The sequence below is a fragment of the Bradyrhizobium sp. 61 genome (assembly GCF_023073075.1).
GTDB lineage: Bacteria > Pseudomonadota > Alphaproteobacteria > Rhizobiales > Xanthobacteraceae > Bradyrhizobium > Bradyrhizobium barranii.
Genome location: NZ_JADPIU010000006.1, coordinates 18,130 through 39,107 on the forward strand (window position 1 = coordinate 18,130; position 20,978 = coordinate 39,107).

Below are 20,978 nucleotides of genomic sequence, written 5' to 3' on the forward strand. Positions count from 1 at the left end.
CTGGGAGGTGCCCATGACGGCCGGCAAGTGGCTCAAGACAGCCTGCAACCTGTGTTACGTAAACTGCGGCATCGAGGTCTGGGTGAATGAGGGGCGTCTCGAGAAGGTACGAGGCGACCGTTCAAACCCGAAGTCGCAAGGCTATCTGTGCAACAAGGCGGCGCGCATTCCCTACTATGCGCATCACAGGGATCGGCTCACGACCCCGCTGCGTCGTCGCGCCGATGGCGGCTTTGATGAGATCGAGTGGGACGTCGCGATCGCAGAAATCGCGGAGCGGCTTCGAGACGTCGTCGACAGGTATGGCGGCAAGAGTATTGCCCTTTATGGCGGCGGCGGGCAGGGCAACCACGCTGGCGGCGCCTACGCCAGTGGTTTGTTGCGTGCGCTGGGCTCGCGCGGCGTCTTCAACGCTCTTTCGCAGGAAAAAACCGGCGACTTCTGGGTCAATGGCCACATGTTCGGCAGCCAAACCTGCCACACCTCAGAGGACGTCCATCATTGCGATCTCTTGCTTGTCATCGGGGCAAATCCCTGGATCGCGCACGGCTTCCCCAATGCGCGCGACCATCTCAATCAGATACGCAAGGATCCCGCACGCAAGCTGGTCGTCATCGACCCCCGGCGAACCGAAACCGCAGAGATGGCGGATCTGCATCTTGCGGTTCGTCCCGGTGCGGATACGTTTCTTCTTGGCGCGCTGCTGGCCACGCTCGTCCGGTCCGACCGGATCGACCACGCGTTCATTGAGGCGCATACGATCGGCTTCGCGGAAGTGAGGCAAGCGCTATTGAATATCCCCGTTCAAGGATGGGCCGACGCCGCCGATATCTCGATCGCGCAGCTGGAGCGCTGCGCCGCGATGATCGCGGCCGCGAAGGCCATGGTGGTTCGGGTTGAACTCGGCATCCAGCAAGGCGTCAACTCGACTCTCAACTCCTATCTCGAGAAGCTCTTGATCATGCTTTCCGGCAATTTCGGCCGTGAAGGTACCAACCAATTGCATAGCTGGCTTCAGCCGCTATGGGGAAATTCTCCGAACCAGACATTCGCGCCAACCGGCGACGCCATCATTGGCGGCTTGTTGCCGCCCAACATTTTCCCCGAAGCGGTTCTCAAGGACCATCCAGACCGGTTGCGCTGCGCCTGGATCGACAGCTCCAATCCCGCCAACACCGCCGCAAACACGGAGGCGGTGGAACGCGCGCTGAAATCGCTCGAACTATGCGTCGTCGTGGACGTTGCGATGACCGAAACCGCTAGGCTCGCGCATTACGTTCTCCCGGCGTCCACACAATACGAGAAGACGGAATTCACTCTCTTTAACTACGAATTCCCGACAAACTATTTTCACGTGCGCGCTGGCGTCTTGCCGCCGCTCGCCGGCACGTTGCCAGAGCCCGAGATCTACACGCGGCTTGCCGTCGCCCTGGGGCTTCTGCCGGGTGACAATGTGCTCGCGCCGCTACGCGAAATAGCACAGCGCTCGCGACCTGAATTCGCCGCGGCCTTTCGTGCCTTCATCGCGGAAAACCCGGCGGCGGTGCCTGCCCTGGTGCTCTACCATACGCTAGGGCAGACGCTTCCGGATGACACGGCGGCCGCGGCTCCGTTGTGGAGCGCGGCATTGGCTTGCGCGAAGCGGTCGCCGCAAGCGGTACGGCGGGCGATCGGCGCATCCGACCAGGTGACGGACCAGCAGCTCGGAGACCTTCTGTTCAACACCATTGTGGCGACCCGGCAGGGCACGGCGGTCACCCGGCACAAGTATGACGAGGTCTGGTCACTGATCAGCCATTCGGATCGCAAGGTTCGGCTGGTCGTCCCGCAGATGATGGAATGGCTGGCGCGTCTCGATCCGCAGGCTGCGGGCGCGCCAAAGGAGTTTCCGTTCATGCTGGCGGCCGGTGGTCGCCGCATGTTCAATGCCAACCAGATATTTCGCGATCCCGCGTGGCGTCGCGACGACCCGGACGGCGCCCTGTTGATCAATTCGAGCGATCTGAGCGAGTTGGGCGCGAAGGATGGTGACTGGATCGCGGTCGAGTCGGCGGTCGGGCGGCTCGTCGTCCGCTGCAAGGTCGATGACGCCATGCGGAACGGCCAGTTGGCGCTGCCGCACGGCTACGGTCAGGCATACCCGACATCAGACGGAGAGCGCCTGATCAACGGACCGCGCATCAATCTGCTCACCGAGAGCGGCAACCGTGATCCCATTGCGGGCACGCCCTACCACAAGAACGTCCCGGTGCGTTTGACCCTGGTGTCCGGGCACGAAGCTGCCGCCTATCAGTCGCAATCCGAGCGAATTCATAAGAGAGCGGCCGGACAATAGCTCGAAGGGAGCGTCGAATGACCGAGAAACCAATCGCAATCGTGACCGGAGTAGGGCCAGGCACGGGAGCTGCCATCGTCAAGCGCTTCTCTGCTGGCGGGTTTCGTATCATCGCGCTTGCCCGCTCAGCGGAGCTCACCAATCGACTTGCGCAAGAGCTTCCGGACGTGCACGCGGTGACCTGCGACGTCTCCGAGGAGGCTCAGGTGCGGACCGCAGTCGCTGACGTAAAGCGCCGCTTTGGCGCGGCGGACATTCTCATCCACAACGCGGTCGGAGGGGGTTGGGGGAGTTTTCGCGAGATCGATCCGAAGATGCTGAAGGGCAACTTCGAAGTCAACGTGATGGGTCTGTTGTACCTGTCGCGAGAAGTGGCGCCTGACATGATCGCTCGGGGCAAGGGCGCAATCCTGGTGACCGGCAACACCTCTTCGATCCGAGGCAAAGCCAATTTCGCCGGCTTCGCGCCGACGAAGGCGGCGCAGCGCATTCTGGCCGAGTCGATCGCACGTGAAGTAGGACCTCTCGGCGTCCACGTCTCCTACGTTCTCATCGACGCCGTTATCGATACGCCCCGGATGCGCGCGCGGATGAGCGACAAACCGGATGAGTTCTTCATCAAGCCGGCGGCGATCGCCGACGAATTATTGCATCTCTACGGTCAGGATCGCTCGGCCTGGTCGTTTCTCACGGAACTGCGGCCATTCAACGAAAATTGGTAACGCTCGAACACGGGCACGGCGCGCTGGGTCACTTTGGAGAGCTCTCCGCGGGACTTGAAAGGTCAGGAACATGACTGATGGATCCATCGCGGTTGATGCGGGGACGGACGAACTGCTGTGCGCGATCCGGGATCGCGTCGCGGTGATTACCTTGAACCGGCCCGGAGCCCGAAATTCGTTGTCCGATCATCTTACGCCGGCGTTGCGCCGGATGATCAAACAGAATGGAGATGATCCTGAGGTCGGAGCCCTCCTGATTACCGGTGCAGGCACTGCCTTCTGTTCGGGCGGCGATGTTAAGGGAATGGGCGGCAACGCTGCCGCGCCGGCGATGTCATTCAGCGACAAGGTTGCGCGATTGCGGGAACGTCAGCGAACCCTGACCGGCGTACTTGTTTCGGTGCGGAAGCCCACCATCGCAGCTTTGCCGGGACCGGCGGCTGGCGCCGGGCTTGCGATCGCACTCGCTTGCGACCTTCGTATCGCGGCCGAATCCACGATCATGACGACAGGCTATGCCAGGATTGCGCTCACCGGCGATTACGGCATTTCGTGGTTGTTGACCCGGCTTGCCGGGACGGCACGTGCTCGCGAACTGATGTTTCTGTCTGAACGGATCAGTGCACGGCGCTGCGAAGCATTGGGCCTTATCAATCGCGTGGTGTCTGATTCCGAACTGCAAAGCGAAGCATTCGAAATGGCGAGAGCATTGGCGAATGGCCCGGCGAGCGCCTATGCCTCCATGAAGGATAATCTCGACCTTGCGCTGTCGGCCGACTTCTTGACGTCACTAGATCAAGAGGCCGAGAGGATGGTCCTCGCGGCGGGCACTGCGCAGCACGCCGAAGCTGTCCGGGCTTTTATTGAGAAGCGTCCGCCGACTTACAGGTAAAACTCTTTCAGGTCATGACTTCGAAGGCCTAGCGGGCCGTACCCGCAACCGCACAAGCTGGAGCTGCCAAGCTAGAGCGTTTCACTTTTTGACTGAAGCATAACCGGCGTTAGCGAAGTAGTTGGCGCATTCACGAGGCTGGATGTCGTGGACGAGGTGACCGATGTGTCGCCAAGTGTCCTCGATGGTGCGCTTCTGAGCTTGCCGCATCCAATGCTTGATCTTGGCGAAGGCCTGTTCGATCGGGTTGAGGTCGGGGGAGTATGGCGGCAGGTACCAGAGCCTGGCGCCAGCGGCCTGGATCATCTGCCTGACAGCTTTCGACTTGTCGCTTCCAAGATTGTCGAGAATGACGATATCGCCCTCGCGCAGGGTTGGCAGGAGAAGGTGCTCAACATAGGCGCGGAAGCATTCGCCGTTGATCGGCCCGTCGAAGACGCAGGGTGCCGTGAGTTGGTCGTGGCGGAGCGCGCCGAGGAACGTGAGGGTACGCCAGTAACCGTGCGGTGCGAAGCCACGCAGGCGTGCCCCTTTGGCACCCCCAGCCCCGCAAAGGGGCCATATTGGTTTTGATCCAGGTCTCATCGATGAAGACGAGCCGGCCCGGATCGAGCCCGGCCTGCCAGGATTGCCAACGCTGACGCCTACGAGAGACGTCGGCCCGAGCCTGCTCAAGAGCGAACAGTGTTTTTTTGAACCGCAGCCCTTCCCGGCGCAGGAACAGCCAGACCGCGTTGTGCGAGACCTTGACCCCACGGGCCGCCAGTTCCGCCTTCAGGCCATGTAACGTCAGGTGGGGCGTCTGAGTGATTCGCTCGACGATGAAGGCGCGGTGCGGATCAAGTACAGGCTTGCGGTGTCCGCCCATCTTGCCAGGCACAACCGAGCCGGTCGCCCGCTGCCGCTGTGACCACTTCACAACTGACGAGACCGCAACGCCAAACCGTTCTGCCATAGACCGGCAGCTCTCGCCTGCCAAAACCGACGCCACCACTCGCTCGCGAAGATCCAGGGAAAGAGGTCGGGTCATGCGATGCTGGCCTCCAATCCAGTCAGCATCTTGAATCACAAACCGCCAGAAACCGGAATCCCCTCCGATTCAATTAAGCAATGAAACGCTCTAATTGCTCATTCGACTGCGGCGATACGAATGGGACGCGTTCCGATCGGAGCGCCGGTCGCGCGGTCGATGGTGAGGGGATCGATCTCCGTTCCGTTTTCGGCATCAAAGAACCGGGTCACCTTGCCTCCGCTGCGATGCTTGCGTCCCCACGCACCAATCGCGAATAGGACCGGCAAGAAGTCGCGCCCGGCTTCCGTCAGCACATATTCGTCCCGTGGCGGACGGTCTGAATAACGGCGCTTCTCCAGCACTCCCTCGTCAACCAGCGCCGAAAGGCGCCCCGTCAGCATCGTCGGCGCGATACCGAGACTCCTGCGAAAATCGTCGAAGCGGGTCAGTCCCGCATGGGCGTCGCGCATGATCAGCATGCTCCATGCGTCTCCGACCAGCGCCAGGCTTCGGGCGATCAGGCAAGGCTGGGCCGAAGGTTTTTTCATGTAAGTCTCATTTTAGTAGTGACTTGATACTAAATTGATAGTAACAGATCATTCGTCGGTGTTCCACACCAAATTGGGAAGACCGGAGCCGAGGACGCGGAATTGCGCTGATGCCGGGTGCTTCCGCCAGCATTGGGCTGGCGTCGGGCCAAGGCCAACATAGCGGCCTATCAACACGTGCACCTCTTCGTGCGCACAGGAAGAACCGCGTCATCCGATATCCCTCTGATCTCAGGGATTCCGGTGTCAGCCGAACTATGGAGTAAGTGATGTCAACTTATGTCAGCCACCCAGGATCGGTCGTGCGCTATGTCGATGCGCCGAATCTTTCGATCAGTGCTGCAGGAACAACTTTTGCCTATCGCGATATCGGTCCACGCACTGGCGTGCCATTGATCCTTCTCAACCATTGGGGCGCGGTTCTCGACAATTTCGATCCACCGATCGTCGACGGGCTCGCCACCAGGCATCGCGTGATCGCGATCGACTACCGCGGCATCGGCGCTTCAGGCGGGAAAGCGCCTGTTAGCGTTGGCGAAATGGCAGAAGATACGATTGCTCTGATCGCCGCGCTGGGTTTTGAAAAAGTCGATCTGCTCGGCTTTTCCCTCGGCGGCTTCGTAGCCCAGGATATCGCACTGAAGGCCCCTGGTCTCGTGCGAAAGCTGATTCTGACCGGCACGGGCCCGGCAGGCGGCAAAGGTATCGAGAAGGTCGGGCCGGTGTCCTGGTCGCTGATGATCAAGGGCTTGCTGACTTTGCGAGACCCGAAATTCTATCTGTTCTTCACCTCCACAGCCAATGGCCGCCGGGCCGCAAAGGCCTTTCTGGAAAGGCTGAAGGAGCGTAAGTCAAATCGGGACAAAGGAGCCACGCCAGTGGCCTTGTTGCGGCAGCTCAAGGCGATCAAGAGCTGGGGCCAGCAGGCGCCTCAGGATCTCGGCAGCCTCCGCATCCCGGTCCTGATCGCGAATGGCGATAACGACATCATGGTGCCGACCGCAAACAGCACCGACATGGCACGGCGTGTTCCGGGCGCCCAACTGGTCATCTACGAAGATGCCGGGCACGGCGGGATTTTCCAGTACCACGCCGATTTCGTGCCGAAGGCGCTGTCGTTCCTCGACGCCTGACGCCGCGACCATATTTTCAAATTGGAGATGACATCATGAAGGCATTCGTCGTCGACAAATATAAGAAGAAAGGGGCTCTGCGCTCGGCAACCATGCCAGAACCGGAGTTGCGGGACGATGATGTCCTGGTTCGGGTTCGCGCAACTGCTGTGAACGTCCTGGACTCCAAGCTCAGGAATGGAGAATTCAAGCTCATCCTGCCGTATCGTCCGCCCTTCATTCTGGGCCACGATGTTGCCGGGACGGTCGTCAGGGTTGGCCGCAATGTCAGGCGATTCAAGGCAGGCGACGAGGTCTATGCGCGGCCGCGCGATCATCGGATCGGAACATTCGCCGAATTCATTGCCATGAACGAAGCCGACGTGGCGCCGAAGCCCTCGAACATCAGCATGGAAGAGGCCGCTTCCATCCCGCTGGTGGGGCTGACCGCCTGGCAGGCGCTAGTCGAGGTGGGCCAGCTGAGGCCCGGCCAGAAGGTCTTCATCCAGGCGGGCTCCGGCGGGGTGGGGAGTTTCGCGATCCAACTCGCCAAGCATCTCGGTGCGGTCGTCGCGACGACGACGAGCGCGAAGAATGTCGAGCTGGTCAAGAGCCTCGGCGCGGACTTGGTCATCGACTACAAGACCCAGGATTTCGAGAAAGTCTTGTCGGGCTACGATCTGGTCCTGCACAGCCAGGACGCCAAGACGCTTGAAAAATCTCTGCGCGTGCTCAAGCCGGGCGGCCTGCTCATCTCAATCTCCGGGCCGCCCGACCCCGAATTCGCGAGGGAGCAGGGGATGAACATCTTCCTGAAACTGGTGCTGCGTTTGCTGAGCCATGGTGTGCGGAAGAAAGCCAGAAAACTTGGTGTGCGCTTCTCATTCCTGTTCATGCGAGCGCAGGGACAGCAGCTACGCGAAATCACGTCCCTGATCGAATCCGGCGTGATCCGTCCGGTCGTGGACAAGGTTTTCCCGTTCGAAAAAACCGGCGACGCGCTCGCCTATGTCGAGACCGGGCGCGCAAAGGGCAAGGTCGTGATCGCGGTGAAACAATAGTTCCGTAACGGTGCCGCCTGCGTTGCGACGCCATACGCCGGCCGGCACCAAGTGCATGAGGAAACGACATGACTGAATCCAACCGCGATACACAGCCTTTCCAGCAGGACGTCGCACTTATTGTCGGCGGTGGCCCGGGCATCAGTTCGAGTTGCGCCAGGCTGTTCGCGGAAAACGGAATGCGTGTCGCCGTCGCAGCCAGGAATCCGGAAAAAGCCGTCCTTGAGACTCTCGAAAAGGTGCACGGCGTACGTCGCTACGCCTGCGATGCAAGCGAACCGGAGGCCGTGGCACAGCTGTTCGCGAATGTCGCTCGAGAGATCGGAGCGCCGAGGCTTGTCGTGCATAACATCGATGGCCGCGTTCCCGGCATTTTCCGCAAGGACATTCTCGAAGCCGACCCGATAATGGCGCTCGAAACAATCCGAAACTCGGCATTCAGCGCGTTTCTGGTAGGTCAACAGGCAGCTCGGCTCATGCTCGGAAACGAACCCGACGTCAATGGTACGAGAGGAACGTTAATCTTTACGAACGCCAGCGCGGCGCTCAAGGGTTTTCCATCGAGTGGTGCATTTGCGATGGCGTGCCATGCCAAATCCGGACTCGCGCAAAGCATGGCGAGAGAATTGATGCCGCAGGGAATCCATGTGGCGAATGTGCCGATCGATGCCGCGATCGGTTGGACTCAGGAAGACGGGACCCGCGCGCACCGTCTGGCGGGGACGACCGTGGAAGACAACATGGCCGACCCTGTCCATATTGCGGAAACCTATCTGCAGCTGCACCGCCAGCATCGGTCGACCTGGGCTTTTGAAGTCGTGCTGCGGCCGTGGGTCGAGAAATGGTAATTACGCTCAGCTGATCCCTCCGAACAAGTGCGCGGAGATCGCCAATTCTAAATTGGAATTCGATTTCTGCACCAAGAATTCCGCCATTCTCTGGCACATTGACGTCTGCTCGTCTTGACAGTTCTATTTTAGAACGGTTTACTCCGCGGGCCGATATGAATGAAGGGTGCGGACCTCCCGGTTGAAGGAGGCCGCGCACGCTGCCGAAAACAAGGCGCGAGGGAGGATGGCATGAGGAGCGTGGACGAGCTTACCGCAGCCGAACTGCTGGACGGCCTGCCGTCCAGAGTGCACGAGGTTTACGCGCCGTTCGTGCGGGATATTCCGGATCATCCGGCCTTCGTGGAAGGCGGGCGTTCCTGGAGCTACCGGCAGTTCTCGGATGCTGTCGACGCTGCTGCAAAGAATCTCGCCGGGTTGGGCATCAGGCCCGGTGATCGCGTGATGATTGCCAGTGAGAACAGCGTGGCCCTCGGCGTGATGCTCTTCGCAGCGAGCAAGCTCGATGCCTGGGGTATTCCGGTCAATCCCCGCCTTTCGCCCCGAGAGATCGACCTGATTGGGACGCACAGCGGCGCCAGACGCGTTCTGTTCAACTCGGCTCTGTCGAAGGAAGCGGCCGATCATGCCACTCGCGTCGGAGCGAAAATCGGCGCCGTCGGACCATTTGGTGGAATCGGTGTCGGTCCTCTCAATGCGGATGCGAAAGCAGAGCCCGTCGAGAAGGATGGCGCCCGCCAGGTCGCAGGCCTTTTATACACCTCGGGCACGACCGGTGCGCCGAAGGGCGTCATGCTGAGCCACCGCAATCTGCTCTTCACCGCAAGGACGTCGGGAATCCTTCGACGAAGCAGTCCAGGCGACCGCATTTACGGCGTGCTGCCGATGTCGCACATCGTCGGGTATGCGATCCTACTGATTTCGACGCTGATGCACGGCGGCACGTTGCACGTCGTGGCCAAGGCCGATCCCGCTGCGCTGGCTCATGCCATCGCCGAGCAAGGGATTACGAGCCTATTCGGCGTGCCTGCCACATATCAGCGGCTGCTTGAGCACAAGGCGGTCAAGGGCATCCAACGGCTCGAGCGGGGCAGCCTGCGGATCATGGCGGTGGCTGGCGCTCCGCTAGACCTCGATCTCAAGAAGCGGATCGAGGACGAGTTTGGAATCCCGCTGTTGAACAACTACGGCATAACCGAATGTTCGCCCGGCCTGTCGGGTGTCCGTTCGGAACAGCCTGTCTCGGACGAGTCGGTCGGCCCTTTTCTTCCCGGCGTCGAGCACCGGATCGTGGACGGACAAGGAAAAAAGGTGGCGACCGGTGAGGTGGGCGAATTGCACGTACGAGGTCCGAACATCATGCTCGGCTACTATCGTGCGCCCGACCTGACAGCGGCGGCGATCGATGAGCAGGGATGGTTCAACACGGGAGATCTCGCGCGGGTGAACGGCAAGGGGCATCTCTACATTGCCGGCCGCACCAAGGAGCTCATCATCCGCTCCGGCTTCAACGTTTATCCCGCCGAGGTGGAAGCGGTCCTGAACGCGCACGACCAGGTCGTTCAGTCGGCCGTCGTCGGACGAAAGGTCGAGGGCAACGAGGAGGTCGTCGCGTTCGTTCAGCTTCTCCCCGGTGCGAGCATCAGCGCGGAAGACCTAAAGGCGTATACGGCCCAATTGCTCACGTCCTACAAGCGTCCAACCGAATTGATCGTGCTCGACGCTCTGCCCTCGGCCTCCACCGGCAAGATACTGAAACACAAGCTGCGAGAGATGGCGAACGAACAGGCCGCCCCGAAGGCGTCGCGTGCGGCCGCCGCTGGCTGACGGGCGTCAGGATGATTTGAACGGCAATATGCCGGTTTAAGAAAGAACGTGAGCGACGGACTTGTCGCCGAAGGGAGATGACAATGTTGAGAAGCGTCATGATTGTAGCCGCGCTCGCGGCATCCATAGCCGGGGCGCATGCGCAGACGCCGGGCGTCACTGAATCCGAGATAAAGATAGGAGCGACGTTCCCTTTCAGCGGCCCCGCTTCGCCGCTCAGCAATACCGGAAAGGGCATGATCGCCTACGTCAATTCGATCAACGAGCGCGGCGGCATCAACGGGCGGAAGATAAACCTCGTCACCTACGACGATGCCTACAGTCCCCCCAAGACGGTGGAGCAGACCAGGAAACTCGTGGAAAGTGACGAGGTGGCGTTCCTGTTCGGCCCGCTGGGGACGCCCGGCATCAGCGCTACTATCAAGTACGTCAACGCGAAGAAAGTCCCGCATCTGTTTGTTGTGAGCGGAGTCACAAAATTCACGAACTTCGCTGAATTCCCCATGACCACGACGGGATTGCCGAGCTACGACACCGAGGGACGAATCTACGCGAAATACATCACCCAGACCCGGCCGGACGCGAAGATTGCCATCCTGTATCAGAACGACGATCTGGGTAAGGACTTCGTCAATGCATTCAAGGGCTATTTGAAGGACGATTTCGACAAGAAAGTCGTCGCGTCGTCCTACGAAGTGACGGAGCCGACCATTGATTCCCATGTCGTTTCGCTGAAATCGTCTGGCGCATCGGCGTTTTTGGTGGCCGGCACGCCAAAATTCGCAGCGCAGGCCATCAAGAAGGCCGATGAGATAGCTTGGAAGCCGCTGTTCCTGATCAACTTTGTTTCGAGCTCGGTGTCTTCGACCATCGTCCCCGCAGGACCGGAAAAGGCCGTAGGCATAGTCGCCGCGACAATCACGAAGGATCCGAATGATAAGAAGTGGGCCGACGATCCCGGCATCAAATGGTACCGCGAGTTCTTTGCCAAATACCTGCCGGGCGCAGATATCGGAGACAACAATTATCTGTTCGGGACCCAGCAGGGACAGATCCTGGAGCAGGTACTCAAGCAATGTGGCAACGATCTCTCGCGGGAGAATATCGTCAGGCAATCGCGCAGCATCCGCGGGTTGTCGCTTCCCACTGTTATACCAGGTGTCATCATCAACACGGGCCCCGAAAGCAGTATGGCGTATACGCAGCTGCAGCTGCAGCGCTGGAATGGGACCACGTGGGAGCAATTTGGTAGTGTACTCAGCGCCGACGGGAAATGAATTGTATCGTCTGAACACGCTGCGCAGGTGATTTGAGCCACGCGATCAACTGAATCATGGAGCACGGATGTCCAGCGACGTTCTTTTCCGGCCTTTCAAGCTGAAAGGGCTGACCTTGCCGAACCGGGTCGTGATGGCGCCGATGACGCGCTCATTCTCTCCGGGCGGAATCCCGACCGGCGACGTCGCGCAGTATTACCGTCGGCGTGCCGAAGGAGCGGTCGGCCTCATTATCTCGGAGGGCACGGGCGTGGATCGTCCGGCATCCCTGAACGATCCGAATGTTCCCCGTTTTCACGGTGAGAAGGAGTTGGCGGGGTGGCGGCGTGTGGTCGACGAGGTGCATGCCGCCGGTGGCCTGATGGCACCGCAGCTATGGCACGTCGGAGCCGTTCGCACCCGCGCCCAGGATTGGTCTCCTCCGGGTGCTTACGACAGTCCGTCCGGTCTGTCGCGACCGGAGAAGAAATTTGGCGAGCCGATGAGCGAAGCGGACATCGCCGACGCCATTCGCGCCTTCGCCGATGCAGCGCTTGCGGCGAAGCGCCTGGGATTCGACGCCGTCGAATTGCATGGCGCGCACGGCTATCTGATCGATCAATTCTTCTGGGCGGGCACCAATCGCCGCGAGGATGCTTATGGTGGCAAGGACCTGCCGGGTCGGGCGCGGTTTGCCGCTGATATCATCCACGCGGTTCGCAAATCGGTCGGACCGGACTTTCCGATACTGCTCCGCATCAGCCAGTGGAAGCAGCAGGACTATGAAGTGAAGCTGGCCGAGACGCCTCGCGCGTTGGAAGCCTGGCTCAAACCTCTGGTCGACGCCGGAGTAGATGTTCTGCATTGCTCGCAACGGCGCTTCTGGGAGCCGGAGTTCGATGGTTCCGACTTGAACTTCGCCGGATGGGCGAAGAAGGTCACGGGTGTACCGACGATTTCGGTCGGGTCAGTCGGTCTGACCGGCGAATTCATCGCTGCATACAGCGGAGAAAGCTCGCGTCCGGCGTCCCTCGACGAGTTAATCCGCCGCCTCGATCGCGAGGAGTTCGATCTTGTCGCGGTGGGTCGGGCGCTGCTTCAGGATCCGCAGTGGCTACTGAAGATACGCGACGGCCGGACAGAGGAATTGATGGCTTTCGAACGAACTGCATTCGCAGCGCTGAGCTAATCCGAGCGATGAAGGGTGTCGGGGCAGGGTTCGTCGCTACTGAATAACGGCTATCGAAAATGTTGGGTAGCCGGTGCTGCGGCGATCGGTCCAAGCTGGCTGGCAACGAATGATCGGCTGCCCGGCAGTCGACGACGGGAGGAGCCTGCGTGTCCTTGCGCAGTCGCCTGGAAGCAATTCGGAGACTGGCAATGAACGACACGAAAACCCAGGTCGGCCAAATCCGCACCGAGGTGCACGGGCATGTGTTCAAGATCATCATCGACAACGTTGCGAAGAAGAATTCGTTCAGTCCGCAGATGATGGCGCAGATGTCGGATGCGATGACGCTTCTCGACCGCACCGACGACTACTGGGTCGGGGTACTTTGCGCCGAGGGCCCGGATTTCACGGCCGGGCTGGATATGCCGAAATTCTTCGGACCCAAGGCCGAGAATACCGAGATCAAGCCCGACAACATCGATGCGTTCGCGTTGAAGAGCCGGTGTCGCAAGCCGATCGTGACGGCAGTGCAGGGGATCTGCTTCACGATTGGCATCGAAATGATGCTCGCTGGCGACATCGTCGTGGCGGCCGACGACGCACGGTTCTGTCAGATGGAATCCAAGCGCGGGATCGCGCCTCTTGGTGGTGCCCATTTCCGATATCTGACACGGGCGGGCTGGGGAGACGCGATGTATCACCTGTTCCTATGCGACGAGTTCGATGCCGCGCGGGCTTACAAGATCGGGTTTGTTCAGGAAGTCGTCGCTCCCGGCCAGCAGATTGCGCGCGCGATGGAGATTGCGAATCTGATCGCCAAGAACGCGCCGATCGGCATTCAGGTGACGAAGGAGGCCGCGTTGAAATACATCGAGGCCGGCGAGAGAGCCGCGATCGATTACATTCCCAAGATCAAGGATCGCGTCTTCAGCAGCGAAGACATGAAAGAAGGCATCCAGTCATTCGTGGAGCGCCGCTCGGCAGTATTCCGCGGGAAATAGAGATCCCACGACCGCTTGGTAGAACTTCGCTCCGGACCAGAGGATTTGACCATGGGAAGCATCAAGAAGGCATTCGATCTCACCGGCAGGAATGCTCTTGTTACGGGAGGCTCCCGTGGCCTTGGGTTGCAGATCGCCGAGGCGCTGGGTGAGCAAGGAGCACGGATCGTGATCTCCTCTCGCAAGGCGCCAGACCTGGAAAAGGCCCAGGCGCACCTTGCCGGGCTCGGCATCAAGGCGGAATGGATCGCAGCGGATAATTCCAGGGACGAAGACGTCAAGCGCCTCGCCGACGAAACGATCAAGAAGCTCGGACGGGTGGACATTCTGGTGAACAACGCGGGCGCCACCTGGGGCGCGCCGACGGAAGATCACCCGATCGAAGCCTGGGACAAGGTGATGAACTTGAACATCCGCTCGCTGTTCCTGCTCAGCCAACAGATCGCCAAGGGTTCGATGATACCGAACAAATATGGCCGCATCGTCAACCTTGCTTCGATCGCGGGCCTGTTCGGAAGTTCCGGGGATATGCAGACGGTCGCCTACAACACAAGCAAAGGCGCTGTCGTCAACTTCACGCGGGCGTTGGCGGGGAGCTGGGGGCGTTACGGAATTACGGCCAATGCTCTGGCGCCTGGCTTTTTCCCATCGAAGATGACAAAGGGAACGATCGAAGCGGTCGGGGTCGAAAAGCTCGCCGCTGGCGCGCCGCTGCGCCGCATCGGTGATGAGGACGATCTGAAAGGTGCCGCGGTTCTGTTCGCCAGCGACGCCGGCAAGCACATTACCGGACAGATCCTTGCCGTCGATGGTGGTCTGACTTCGGTGCTATCGTCTTCCTGAACGTCTTGGTCTGGCGGCCTGCGGTTTTGTAGTGACACCGTTCGCGGCGGTGGAGGGCTAAGGGACCACCAGCGTCAGCGTCTCGGCGACCAGAGCCGGCGTTTGACTATTCTCGATCTCAAGTACCGCGTCGCCCTTGATCAGCATACGCCCGTTGTCCTTCGGTTCGACACTTGTCATGGAAAGCTGAAGGCGAACGCGGTTACCCGATCTTACGGGTGTCAGGAACCTGACTTTGTCCAGACCATAGTTGAAGACGGCAGATGCGTCGACCGGAGCGAGCCCCAGGTCCATGCCAAGTGGCGCAATCAATGACAGGCTCAGGAAGCCGTGGGCAATGGTGCCGCCTACAGGACTTTCCTTGCTCGCGCGGTCCGCATCCACGTGGATCCACTGCCTGTCCCCAGTACAGGCCGCGAACTGGTCGATCATGGGCTGGTCGATGGTGACCCAGTCGGATGTTCCGAGATTCTGGCCCACGAAATCCCTGATCGCCTCGAGCTTAATCTGTGCCATCGCTGTGTCCGTTGTTCGACCGTTTGGCATATTTCCCCAAACTGCGAGGAAGGCCATGTCGATTTTGTTGAACGGGGAACGCAATATTGAATAGCGGCCAGGCTTTGATGGCTTTTTCGCTTGTGTTTCCGGGTCCTGCGACGTCGTTCGCACTCGGCGATCAGGAACCAAAAGCGCTTGCGCAAAGGACGAGAGCATGACCGAGGCAAGCTGGGATTTGTTTCGCTTGTTTTCCGTGGTGGCGAGAACTGGAAGCGTCAACCGTGCCGCACACGAACTGGGAATGAGCCAACCGACATTGAGCAGGCGTCTGAAGGAGCTGGAGCGCTACGTGGCCGCTCCCCTGTTCTTTCGCGCCTCGTCCGGGGTGAAGCTGACGCGGGAAGGCGAGGACCTGCAACGCTCGGCCGGCGATATGATGCTCGCATTCGAGTCGTTTCATCGCGATCTGCGTTCGCGCGTCGGGCAACGATCGTCAGTGGTCAGGATATCGGCGACCGAAGGCATGACCAAGCACTGGCTTCTCCCGCGGGTTGCGGAGCTGCGACGGCGCGATAGTCGAATCTACCTGGAAATCATCTCCACGGTGAACCAGCAGAGCTTGGCAACGAGCGATCTGGACTACGTCATCAGGATGGGAGATCCCGGCGAGAACGATCTCATTGGAAAGCGGGTCGCGGACGTGCCGATGGGGATTTTTGCCTCCGAGCGGTACCTTGCCGGACGCCCCGCGCCTCGGTCATTGTCAGAGCTGAGGGATCACGACATCATCGGCCATACTGCCGATTTTGTCTCCTTCCGCAACGTTCGGCCCAATCAGAGGGATTTGTTGGAGTATTTCTCGGAAGCGGCGGGCATCCGCAGCGTTGTTCGGGTCAACCCAATTGCCAACCATTTCGCCGCCGCCGGTTGCGGTCTCGGGCTTGCGCTTCTTGCTGTACCATTCGCGCAAGCCGAGGGACTGGTTCAGGTCTTGCCACAAGAGACAGTTACGATGAACGTATGGCTGCTGCGCCGGCGCGAGAGCGACCTGAGAAAATTGACTCGTGAAGTCAGGCGATTCCTGGAAGCAGAATTCACCGCTTCCAGGGAATGGCTCGCGGGCAACCCTCGAAATGCGAGAGTGACCAAGCGCAAGGCCTGAGGCCGTCTCACATGCTGCCTTCGCCGCATCTGGAAATATCGCGGTAAGACACGCGAAGAGGCCGTGGTCATTCTGCGCTGAATAGCGGTAGTTCAGAATTTAGATACTTGCCGGGCGCCGGGCCGGTCATCCTCCATCTCAAAAATCATAACGGGAGGGATGGATGTCCAAATCGGAAGGGGCCTTGCTGTCAACGCCGATCCAGACGATCGCGGAAATTCCGCGACGTTACGCGGCCATCACGCCCGACGCCGTCGCCGTGAGCTTCGAGGGGCGCGAGACAAGCTATCGGGTTTTGGAGGAATTATCCAATCAAGTCGCCAATGGCCTCATGGCTGGGGGTGTGCGACCGGGCAGCCGAATTGCGATACTCGACAAGAATTCGGATATCTTTTTTCAAGTGCTTCTCGGGGCAGCCAAGGCCCGCGCCGTCCTGGTTCCCATCAATGCAAGGCTGGCACCTCCCGAGATCGTTTTCGCGGTCAACGATGCCAAAACCGAGATTCTCTTCGTCGGGGAATCGTTCGAGAAACTTACCACTGAAATCCAGGATCAGCTGGAAACTGTTTACCAAATCATTGTGTTGGACTCTCGTTACCTCAAGTGGCGCGATGCCCACCCGACGACCGAGGCGAGCCTGCCAGTCAGCCCCGATGACGTTTGCTTGCAGCTCTACACCAGCGGCACGACCGGCTATCCGAAGGGCGTGCAGCTTTCTCACGCCAATTTTCCACTACACGCGCTTGACGACTGGAAGGCGTGGTCGTCCGACGATGTCATGCTGCTCGCAATGCCGTTGTTCCACATCGCAGGGGTCGGTACCGGCGTATTCGGTCTGGTCGCCGGCCTCAAGACGATCGTGCTTCGCGAGTTCGTTCCATCGGTGGCGCTTGAAACGATACAGCGCGAACGAGCTACGGTCACGTTCCTCGTTCCGGCAATGCTATTGGCGATGCTGGCCGAACGTAACGTTGAAAAAATCGATCTCTCCTCACTGAGACAGATTCTTTACGGAGCCTCCCCGATACCGCTCGAGCTTCTCAGGAAGTCGCTCCGGGTGTTCAGGCATACGGGGTTCTTCCAGGTCTACGGCCTGACCGAAACGACCGGCGTCATCACGGTTCTGGATGCTGCAGACCATTCCTCGAACAATAGGGATATCCTGAGGTCATGCGGCCGTCCGGTCGAAGGCATTGAACTGATGGTCATCGACGCGTCGGGCAAACCGCTACCAGCCCGAGAGGTGGGTGAAGTCGTGTGCCGCTCATCGCAAAATATGAAGGGATACTGGAATCGGGCAGAGGACACCGCGAGGACTCTCAGGAACGGATGGCTGCATACCGGCGATGCCGGATTCCTCGATGAAAACGGCTATTTGTACATTCATGATCGTTTGAAAGACATGATCGTTTCCGGCGGAGAGAACGTCTACCCCGCCGAGATCGAAAGTGCCTTGTATGGACACGCGGATATCGCCGACGTCGCCGTCATCGGCGTGCCTGACGACCGGTGGGGTGAAGCGGTCAAGGCCCTCGTCGTGTTGAAACCGGATCGTACGGCGGACCCGGCGGGCATACTGCATTTCGCGCGAGGAAGGCTGGCGGGGTTCAAGATCCCGAAGTCGATCGAATTCGTGCACGAACTTCCCCGCAATCCGTCCGGGAAAATCCTCAAGCGGCTGCTGCGAGAGCGCTATTGGGAAGGATACGAGCGGATGGTCAATTGAGCGTGGTTGGCCGAATTGAACGTATCGGGCCGGGAGACGCTTTTGCTAGGCGACCGCTGCGTCCTGCGACTTGAGCGACTGAAGCGTCAGCACCTCGGTCAAGCGCAGATGTTCCGTCATCAAATCGGTGGCGAGTTTCACATGCCGGCCAAGAATGGCTTGGGCCAGTGCCGAATGTTCGGCGCGCAGATCACGATCGGCGCGCGACATTCGCACATTGATGCGGCGATAGCGTTCGCCCTGGACGAAGAGTTGTTCGCGGATTCGCAGCAGCCAGGGACTATCGCAGGCCGCCACCAGGGTGGCATGGAATTTCGCGTGCGCGATCATCCAGTCGTCGCCCAGGTCGTGAATGTCGTGGGGCGTATGCGAGAGTTCATGATCGGCTGCGACAATAGCAGCCTCCCATTTGAGGCCGCCGAGTTTCATCGCGCGGTGCATGCATTTCAGTTCGATGTCGATTCTGACGGCCGTCAGATCCGAAACATCGGCGGCATTGATGGGCGCCACCCGGAAACCTCGCTGGGGCTCCGCAATGACCAGCGCCTCGGCAGAGAGACGCGACAGGGCCTCCCGTACAACGCTCGGGCTGACCCCAAGATATTGAGCCAGATCTTGAATTTTCAGCTTTCCGTCGGCCGGCAAGCGGCCGGCCAAGATGTCCGAGCGAAGTCGAGCATAGGCTGAAACGGTAAGGCTGGTCGCGTCCTGAGGCATCCCTGGCATTTTCACAAGGATTCGGAGGAATACAAGATGAATCCAATAATATCTTTTTTATGTTGACCGTATGAGTTTTTCAGATACCGTTCCATTATCGAACCGAACGACTGACTCAAAAAAACCCGGAGGAATTCAATGACCACACCAAACGAGTTGGTTACCGTCAGTCGGGAGGGCGATCTCGTTACCCTGACGATGACTTTCGCTCCCTACAATCTCGTGGCCAAGCCGCTGCTGACCGCGCTGCTGGATGCAGTCGAACAGGCTCATAAGGGAGGCGCGCGTGCCATCATCCTGCGGAGCGGATTGCGACACTTCTCCGCCGGTGCTGAAATAGAACTATTCGACAATCGCGGCGAACGGATGCCCGAAATCGATGTGTGCGCCTGCCTGGATGCGCTCGAACAGGTTCCTGTGCCGATCATCGCGAGCATGCACGGATTGGCCCTCGGTGGCGGATTCGAGCTGGCGCTGGCCTGCGACATCATCGTTGCCGCGGACTCCGCGAAGGCCGGCATGGTCGAGGTGACGCTGGGCCTGCATCCGCTGATGGGCGCCATACAACGTGTGGCATCGCGCGCCGGCGTGGCGCGCGCCAAGGAGATGGCTCTGTTCGGACGTCGCTATGATGCGGCGACGCTGGAGCGCTGGAATATCGTCAATCGCGTCGTGCCCGAAGCCCAGCTTGAAGAAACGACGCGGATCCTCGCGCTCGAGCTTGCGGTGGGCCCGACAGTGGCGCATGGCGCCACCAAACGACTGGTCCGGGAATATATGGAAGACAGCGTCGTGAAAGCCGACCGCGCAATGTCTGACGCGCAGCGTCCGATCTTCCAGAGCAACGATCTCGTCGTCGGCCTGAAGGCCTTCCGCGAGTCCGGGCCTGGTCACGCCATTTTCTCGGGCCGCTGAGGGACGTTGTCATGACAAATCGTACACCCCTTGCCGGAATCAAGGTCGTCGACTTCTCGCGCGTCCTTGCTGGTCCCCACTGCACCAGGGCCCTGTCGGACCTCGGCGCCGACGTGATCAAGATCGAGCCGCCGCGCGGAGACATCTCACGGTACGCCCTGCCTGGCGACGAAACCGCGAGCATGTCCTACTACTATATCCAACAGAACGTCGGGAAACGGAACATCAGCATCGACCTGAACTTCCCCGAAGGAAGAGAAGTCGTGCGCAAGATGTGCGATAGCGCCGACATTATCGTCGAGAATTTTCGCGCCGGCACATTGAAATTCTTCGGCCTCGATTATGAATCCGTCGCCGCGCGCAACCCGAAAGTAATCTACGCCTCAATCAGCGGCTACGGCCAGGGCAGCGCGCTGTCACACCGCAGCGCCTACGCGCCGACCGTCCATGCCGAATCCGGCTTTGTCGGCGGGATGATCGACCATCTCGGCGAGGATCTCACGGTCAAGAGGCATGATGCCTACTCGCATGCCGACATTTATACGGGCCTCGAAGCGATCATCGGCATTCTGGCAGCACTGCATCACCGCGACCAGACAGGCGAGGGCCAATATGTCGATATTGCGATGGCCGCCACCATGCTTGCCGTCAATGAACGGGTGCATGCCGATCTCTCCGGCGTGGATCTCGGCGCCGAACCGGCGGCGCTCGGACCTGCTGACTCGCCGTTCTTCAAGACAAGCTACGGTGACGTCATCACAATCGCGACCAGTGTCGTCAGCAGCCTGACGTTTCCGAACTACATCGCGGCGATGCGTCGCCCCGATCTCGCTTCAGATCCCAGATTCGCCACGCCGGCGGCGCGCCGGAAGAATCTCAACGCCCTTTACCAGATCATCCAGCAGTGGATTCTTTCCTTTGCCACGGCCGGCGAACTCGATGCACAGCTCGACGAAGTGAAGCTGGCGTTCGGCGTGGTTCGCTCGGTCAAGGACTTCGCCGGTTCGGACTGGGTCAAATGGTGGGGCGCGATAGAAGAGGTTACCGACCGCCGCGGCAAGGCGGTCAGGATCCCCGGCAAGCCCTGGCACTTCTCGAAGACGCCGCTGGCCGCTGCGCGCGAAGCCGCCTTTCGCGGTGAACACAACGTCGAAGTGATGAAGGAATACGGCTACTCCGACCAGGAGATCGCAGCCCTTACCAATTCGGGCGTGCTGTTGACGAACATTCCGCCGCGACCCTCGCCGTCGATAGAAGCATCCGCGCCGCCCGATAGTGACGATGTCCTGAAGCAGGCGTCCTAGCTGCGTCGAAACCAACTGATCAAGAAAT

The 20,978-nt window shown here is 60.0% G+C and carries 19 protein-coding genes; 15 read left to right on the plus strand and 4 right to left on the minus strand.

The features are described 5' to 3' along the window. Positions 1 to 13: 13 nt before the first annotated feature. The 3 genes from IVB46_RS01855 to IVB46_RS01865 all read left to right on the plus strand — a co-directional run bounded on the left by IVB46_RS01855 (position 14) and on the right by IVB46_RS01865 (position 3,949). On the plus strand, positions 14 to 2,335 hold the full coding sequence (locus IVB46_RS01855; RefSeq protein ID WP_247341788.1) for a molybdopterin-dependent oxidoreductase: 2,322 nt from the start codon (positions 14 to 16) through the stop codon (positions 2,333 to 2,335). 17 nt (positions 2,336 to 2,352) lie between these two features. After that, positions 2,353 to 3,057: an SDR family NAD(P)-dependent oxidoreductase gene (locus IVB46_RS01860; RefSeq protein WP_247341791.1), complete on the plus strand. Its 705-nt coding sequence runs from the start codon at positions 2,353 to 2,355 to the stop codon at positions 3,055 to 3,057. A gap of 70 nt (positions 3,058 to 3,127) precedes the next feature. Next, positions 3,128 to 3,949 (plus strand): enoyl-CoA hydratase-related protein, encoded by an 822-nt coding sequence (locus tag IVB46_RS01865; RefSeq protein WP_247341793.1) that lies wholly within the window; start codon positions 3,128 to 3,130, stop codon positions 3,947 to 3,949. Positions 3,950 to 4,030: 81 nt separating this feature from the next. Here the strand turns inward: IVB46_RS01865 and IVB46_RS01870 are convergent. Together IVB46_RS01870 and IVB46_RS01875 are read right to left on the minus strand one after the other, a co-directional pair. Beyond that, positions 4,031 to 4,979, minus strand: a protein-coding gene (locus IVB46_RS01870) for an IS630 family transposase (RefSeq protein ID WP_247341796.1) whose coding sequence is annotated in 2 segments (ribosomal slippage) — positions 4,031 to 4,489 and positions 4,491 to 4,979 — 948 coding nt in all. Because the reading frame shifts where the segments join, the coding sequence is not laid out codon by codon here. 98 nt (positions 4,980 to 5,077) lie between these two features. Then, a complete protein-coding gene (locus IVB46_RS01875; protein ID WP_247341799.1) occupies positions 5,078 to 5,509 on the minus strand; it encodes a helix-turn-helix domain-containing protein in 432 nt (143 codons plus the stop codon). A 269-nt stretch (positions 5,510 to 5,778) separates the two neighbouring features. On the opposite strand from IVB46_RS01875, the gene IVB46_RS01880 reads away from it, so the two are divergent. The 8 genes from IVB46_RS01880 (at position 5,779) to IVB46_RS01915 (ending at position 14,628) form a co-directional block, all read left to right on the plus strand. Further along, on the plus strand, positions 5,779 to 6,642 hold the full coding sequence (locus IVB46_RS01880; RefSeq protein WP_247341802.1) for an alpha/beta hydrolase: 864 nt from the start codon (positions 5,779 to 5,781) through the stop codon (positions 6,640 to 6,642). A gap of 35 nt (positions 6,643 to 6,677) precedes the next feature. After that, entirely contained in the window at positions 6,678 to 7,682 is a 1,005-nt protein-coding gene (locus tag IVB46_RS01885; protein ID WP_247341806.1) for an NADP-dependent oxidoreductase, read from the plus strand. 68 nt (positions 7,683 to 7,750) lie between these two features. Next, positions 7,751 to 8,530 (plus strand): SDR family oxidoreductase, encoded by a 780-nt coding sequence (locus IVB46_RS01890; RefSeq protein ID WP_247341810.1) that lies wholly within the window; start codon positions 7,751 to 7,753, stop codon positions 8,528 to 8,530. Between the two features lie 231 nt (positions 8,531 to 8,761). Next, complete coding sequence (locus IVB46_RS01895; RefSeq protein WP_247341895.1) at positions 8,762 to 10,357, plus strand: AMP-binding protein; 1,596 nt, start codon at positions 8,762 to 8,764, stop codon at positions 10,355 to 10,357. A gap of 98 nt (positions 10,358 to 10,455) precedes the next feature. Then, on the plus strand, positions 10,456 to 11,634 hold the full coding sequence (locus IVB46_RS01900; protein WP_247341813.1) for an ABC transporter substrate-binding protein: 1,179 nt from the start codon (positions 10,456 to 10,458) through the stop codon (positions 11,632 to 11,634). A 67-nt stretch (positions 11,635 to 11,701) separates the two neighbouring features. Then, on the plus strand, positions 11,702 to 12,802 hold the full coding sequence (locus IVB46_RS01905) for an NADH:flavin oxidoreductase (protein ID WP_247341817.1): 1,101 nt from the start codon (positions 11,702 to 11,704) through the stop codon (positions 12,800 to 12,802). Between the two features lie 191 nt (positions 12,803 to 12,993). After that, positions 12,994 to 13,785: a crotonase/enoyl-CoA hydratase family protein gene (locus IVB46_RS01910; RefSeq protein WP_247341820.1), complete on the plus strand. Its 792-nt coding sequence runs from the start codon at positions 12,994 to 12,996 to the stop codon at positions 13,783 to 13,785. A gap of 51 nt (positions 13,786 to 13,836) precedes the next feature. Next, positions 13,837 to 14,628 (plus strand): SDR family oxidoreductase, encoded by a 792-nt coding sequence (locus IVB46_RS01915; protein WP_247341823.1) that lies wholly within the window; start codon positions 13,837 to 13,839, stop codon positions 14,626 to 14,628. A gap of 57 nt (positions 14,629 to 14,685) precedes the next feature. On the opposite strand, the gene IVB46_RS01920 is transcribed toward IVB46_RS01915, so the two are convergent. Then, complete coding sequence (locus IVB46_RS01920; protein WP_247341826.1) at positions 14,686 to 15,144, minus strand: MaoC family dehydratase; 459 nt, start codon at positions 15,142 to 15,144, stop codon at positions 14,686 to 14,688. A 196-nt stretch (positions 15,145 to 15,340) separates the two neighbouring features. On the opposite strand from IVB46_RS01920, the gene IVB46_RS01925 reads away from it, so the two are divergent. Together IVB46_RS01925 and IVB46_RS01930 are read left to right on the plus strand one after the other, a co-directional pair. Next, positions 15,341 to 16,288, plus strand: coding sequence for a LysR family transcriptional regulator (locus IVB46_RS01925; protein ID WP_247341829.1), 948 nt, complete (start codon positions 15,341 to 15,343; stop codon positions 16,286 to 16,288). A 163-nt stretch (positions 16,289 to 16,451) separates the two neighbouring features. Continuing rightward, positions 16,452 to 18,014, plus strand: coding sequence for a fatty acid--CoA ligase (locus IVB46_RS01930; RefSeq protein WP_247341832.1), 1,563 nt, complete (start codon positions 16,452 to 16,454; stop codon positions 18,012 to 18,014). 45 nt (positions 18,015 to 18,059) lie between these two features. Here the strand turns inward: IVB46_RS01930 and IVB46_RS01935 are convergent, their stop codons facing one another. Continuing rightward, positions 18,060 to 18,731 carry a GntR family transcriptional regulator gene (locus IVB46_RS01935; RefSeq protein WP_247341835.1) on the minus strand — a complete coding sequence of 224 codons (672 nt, stop codon included), beginning with the start codon at positions 18,729 to 18,731 and terminating at the stop codon, positions 18,060 to 18,062. 138 nt (positions 18,732 to 18,869) lie between these two features. On the opposite strand from IVB46_RS01935, the gene IVB46_RS01940 reads away from it, so the two are divergent. After that, the gene (locus IVB46_RS01940; RefSeq protein ID WP_247341838.1) at positions 18,870 to 19,646 is read left to right on the plus strand and encodes an enoyl-CoA hydratase/isomerase family protein; all 777 of its coding nucleotides are present in this window, start codon (positions 18,870 to 18,872) and stop codon (positions 19,644 to 19,646) included. 11 nt (positions 19,647 to 19,657) lie between these two features. Beyond that, the gene (locus IVB46_RS01945) at positions 19,658 to 20,950 is read left to right on the plus strand and encodes a CaiB/BaiF CoA-transferase family protein (RefSeq protein WP_247341842.1); all 1,293 of its coding nucleotides are present in this window, start codon (positions 19,658 to 19,660) and stop codon (positions 20,948 to 20,950) included. Positions 20,951 to 20,978: the final 28 nt, after the last annotated feature.

Bases quoted from the DNA above. Each gene is read 5' to 3' on its own strand.
- IVB46_RS01895 (WP_247341895.1), top strand. From the start codon at position 8,762: ATGAGGAGCGTGGACGAGCTTACCGCAGCCGAACTGCTGGACGGCCTG.
- IVB46_RS01885 (WP_247341806.1), top strand. From the start codon at position 6,678: ATGAAGGCATTCGTCGTCGACAAATATAAGAAGAAAGGGGCTCTGCGC.
- IVB46_RS01940 (WP_247341838.1), top strand. From the start codon at position 18,870: ATGACCACACCAAACGAGTTGGTTACCGTCAGTCGGGAGGGCGATCTC.
- IVB46_RS01915 (WP_247341823.1), top strand. From the start codon at position 13,837: ATGGGAAGCATCAAGAAGGCATTCGATCTCACCGGCAGGAATGCTCTT.
- IVB46_RS01935 (WP_247341835.1), bottom strand. From the start codon at position 18,731: ATGCCTCAGGACGCGACCAGCCTTACCGTTTCAGCCTATGCTCGACTT.
- IVB46_RS01910 (WP_247341820.1), top strand. From the start codon at position 12,994: ATGAACGACACGAAAACCCAGGTCGGCCAAATCCGCACCGAGGTGCAC.
- IVB46_RS01920 (WP_247341826.1), bottom strand. From the start codon at position 15,144: ATGGCACAGATTAAGCTCGAGGCGATCAGGGATTTCGTGGGCCAGAAT.
- IVB46_RS01865 (WP_247341793.1), top strand. From the start codon at position 3,128: ATGACTGATGGATCCATCGCGGTTGATGCGGGGACGGACGAACTGCTG.
- IVB46_RS01875 (WP_247341799.1), bottom strand. From the start codon at position 5,509: ATGAAAAAACCTTCGGCCCAGCCTTGCCTGATCGCCCGAAGCCTGGCG.
- IVB46_RS01855 (WP_247341788.1), top strand. From the start codon at position 14: ATGACGGCCGGCAAGTGGCTCAAGACAGCCTGCAACCTGTGTTACGTA.
- IVB46_RS01930 (WP_247341832.1), top strand. From the start codon at position 16,452: ATGTCCAAATCGGAAGGGGCCTTGCTGTCAACGCCGATCCAGACGATC.
- IVB46_RS01860 (WP_247341791.1), top strand. From the start codon at position 2,353: ATGACCGAGAAACCAATCGCAATCGTGACCGGAGTAGGGCCAGGCACG.
- IVB46_RS01945 (WP_247341842.1), top strand. From the start codon at position 19,658: ATGACAAATCGTACACCCCTTGCCGGAATCAAGGTCGTCGACTTCTCG.
- IVB46_RS01925 (WP_247341829.1), top strand. From the start codon at position 15,341: ATGACCGAGGCAAGCTGGGATTTGTTTCGCTTGTTTTCCGTGGTGGCG.
- IVB46_RS01880 (WP_247341802.1), top strand. From the start codon at position 5,779: ATGTCAACTTATGTCAGCCACCCAGGATCGGTCGTGCGCTATGTCGAT.
- IVB46_RS01900 (WP_247341813.1), top strand. From the start codon at position 10,456: ATGATTGTAGCCGCGCTCGCGGCATCCATAGCCGGGGCGCATGCGCAG.
- IVB46_RS01905 (WP_247341817.1), top strand. From the start codon at position 11,702: ATGTCCAGCGACGTTCTTTTCCGGCCTTTCAAGCTGAAAGGGCTGACC.
- IVB46_RS01890 (WP_247341810.1), top strand. From the start codon at position 7,751: ATGACTGAATCCAACCGCGATACACAGCCTTTCCAGCAGGACGTCGCA.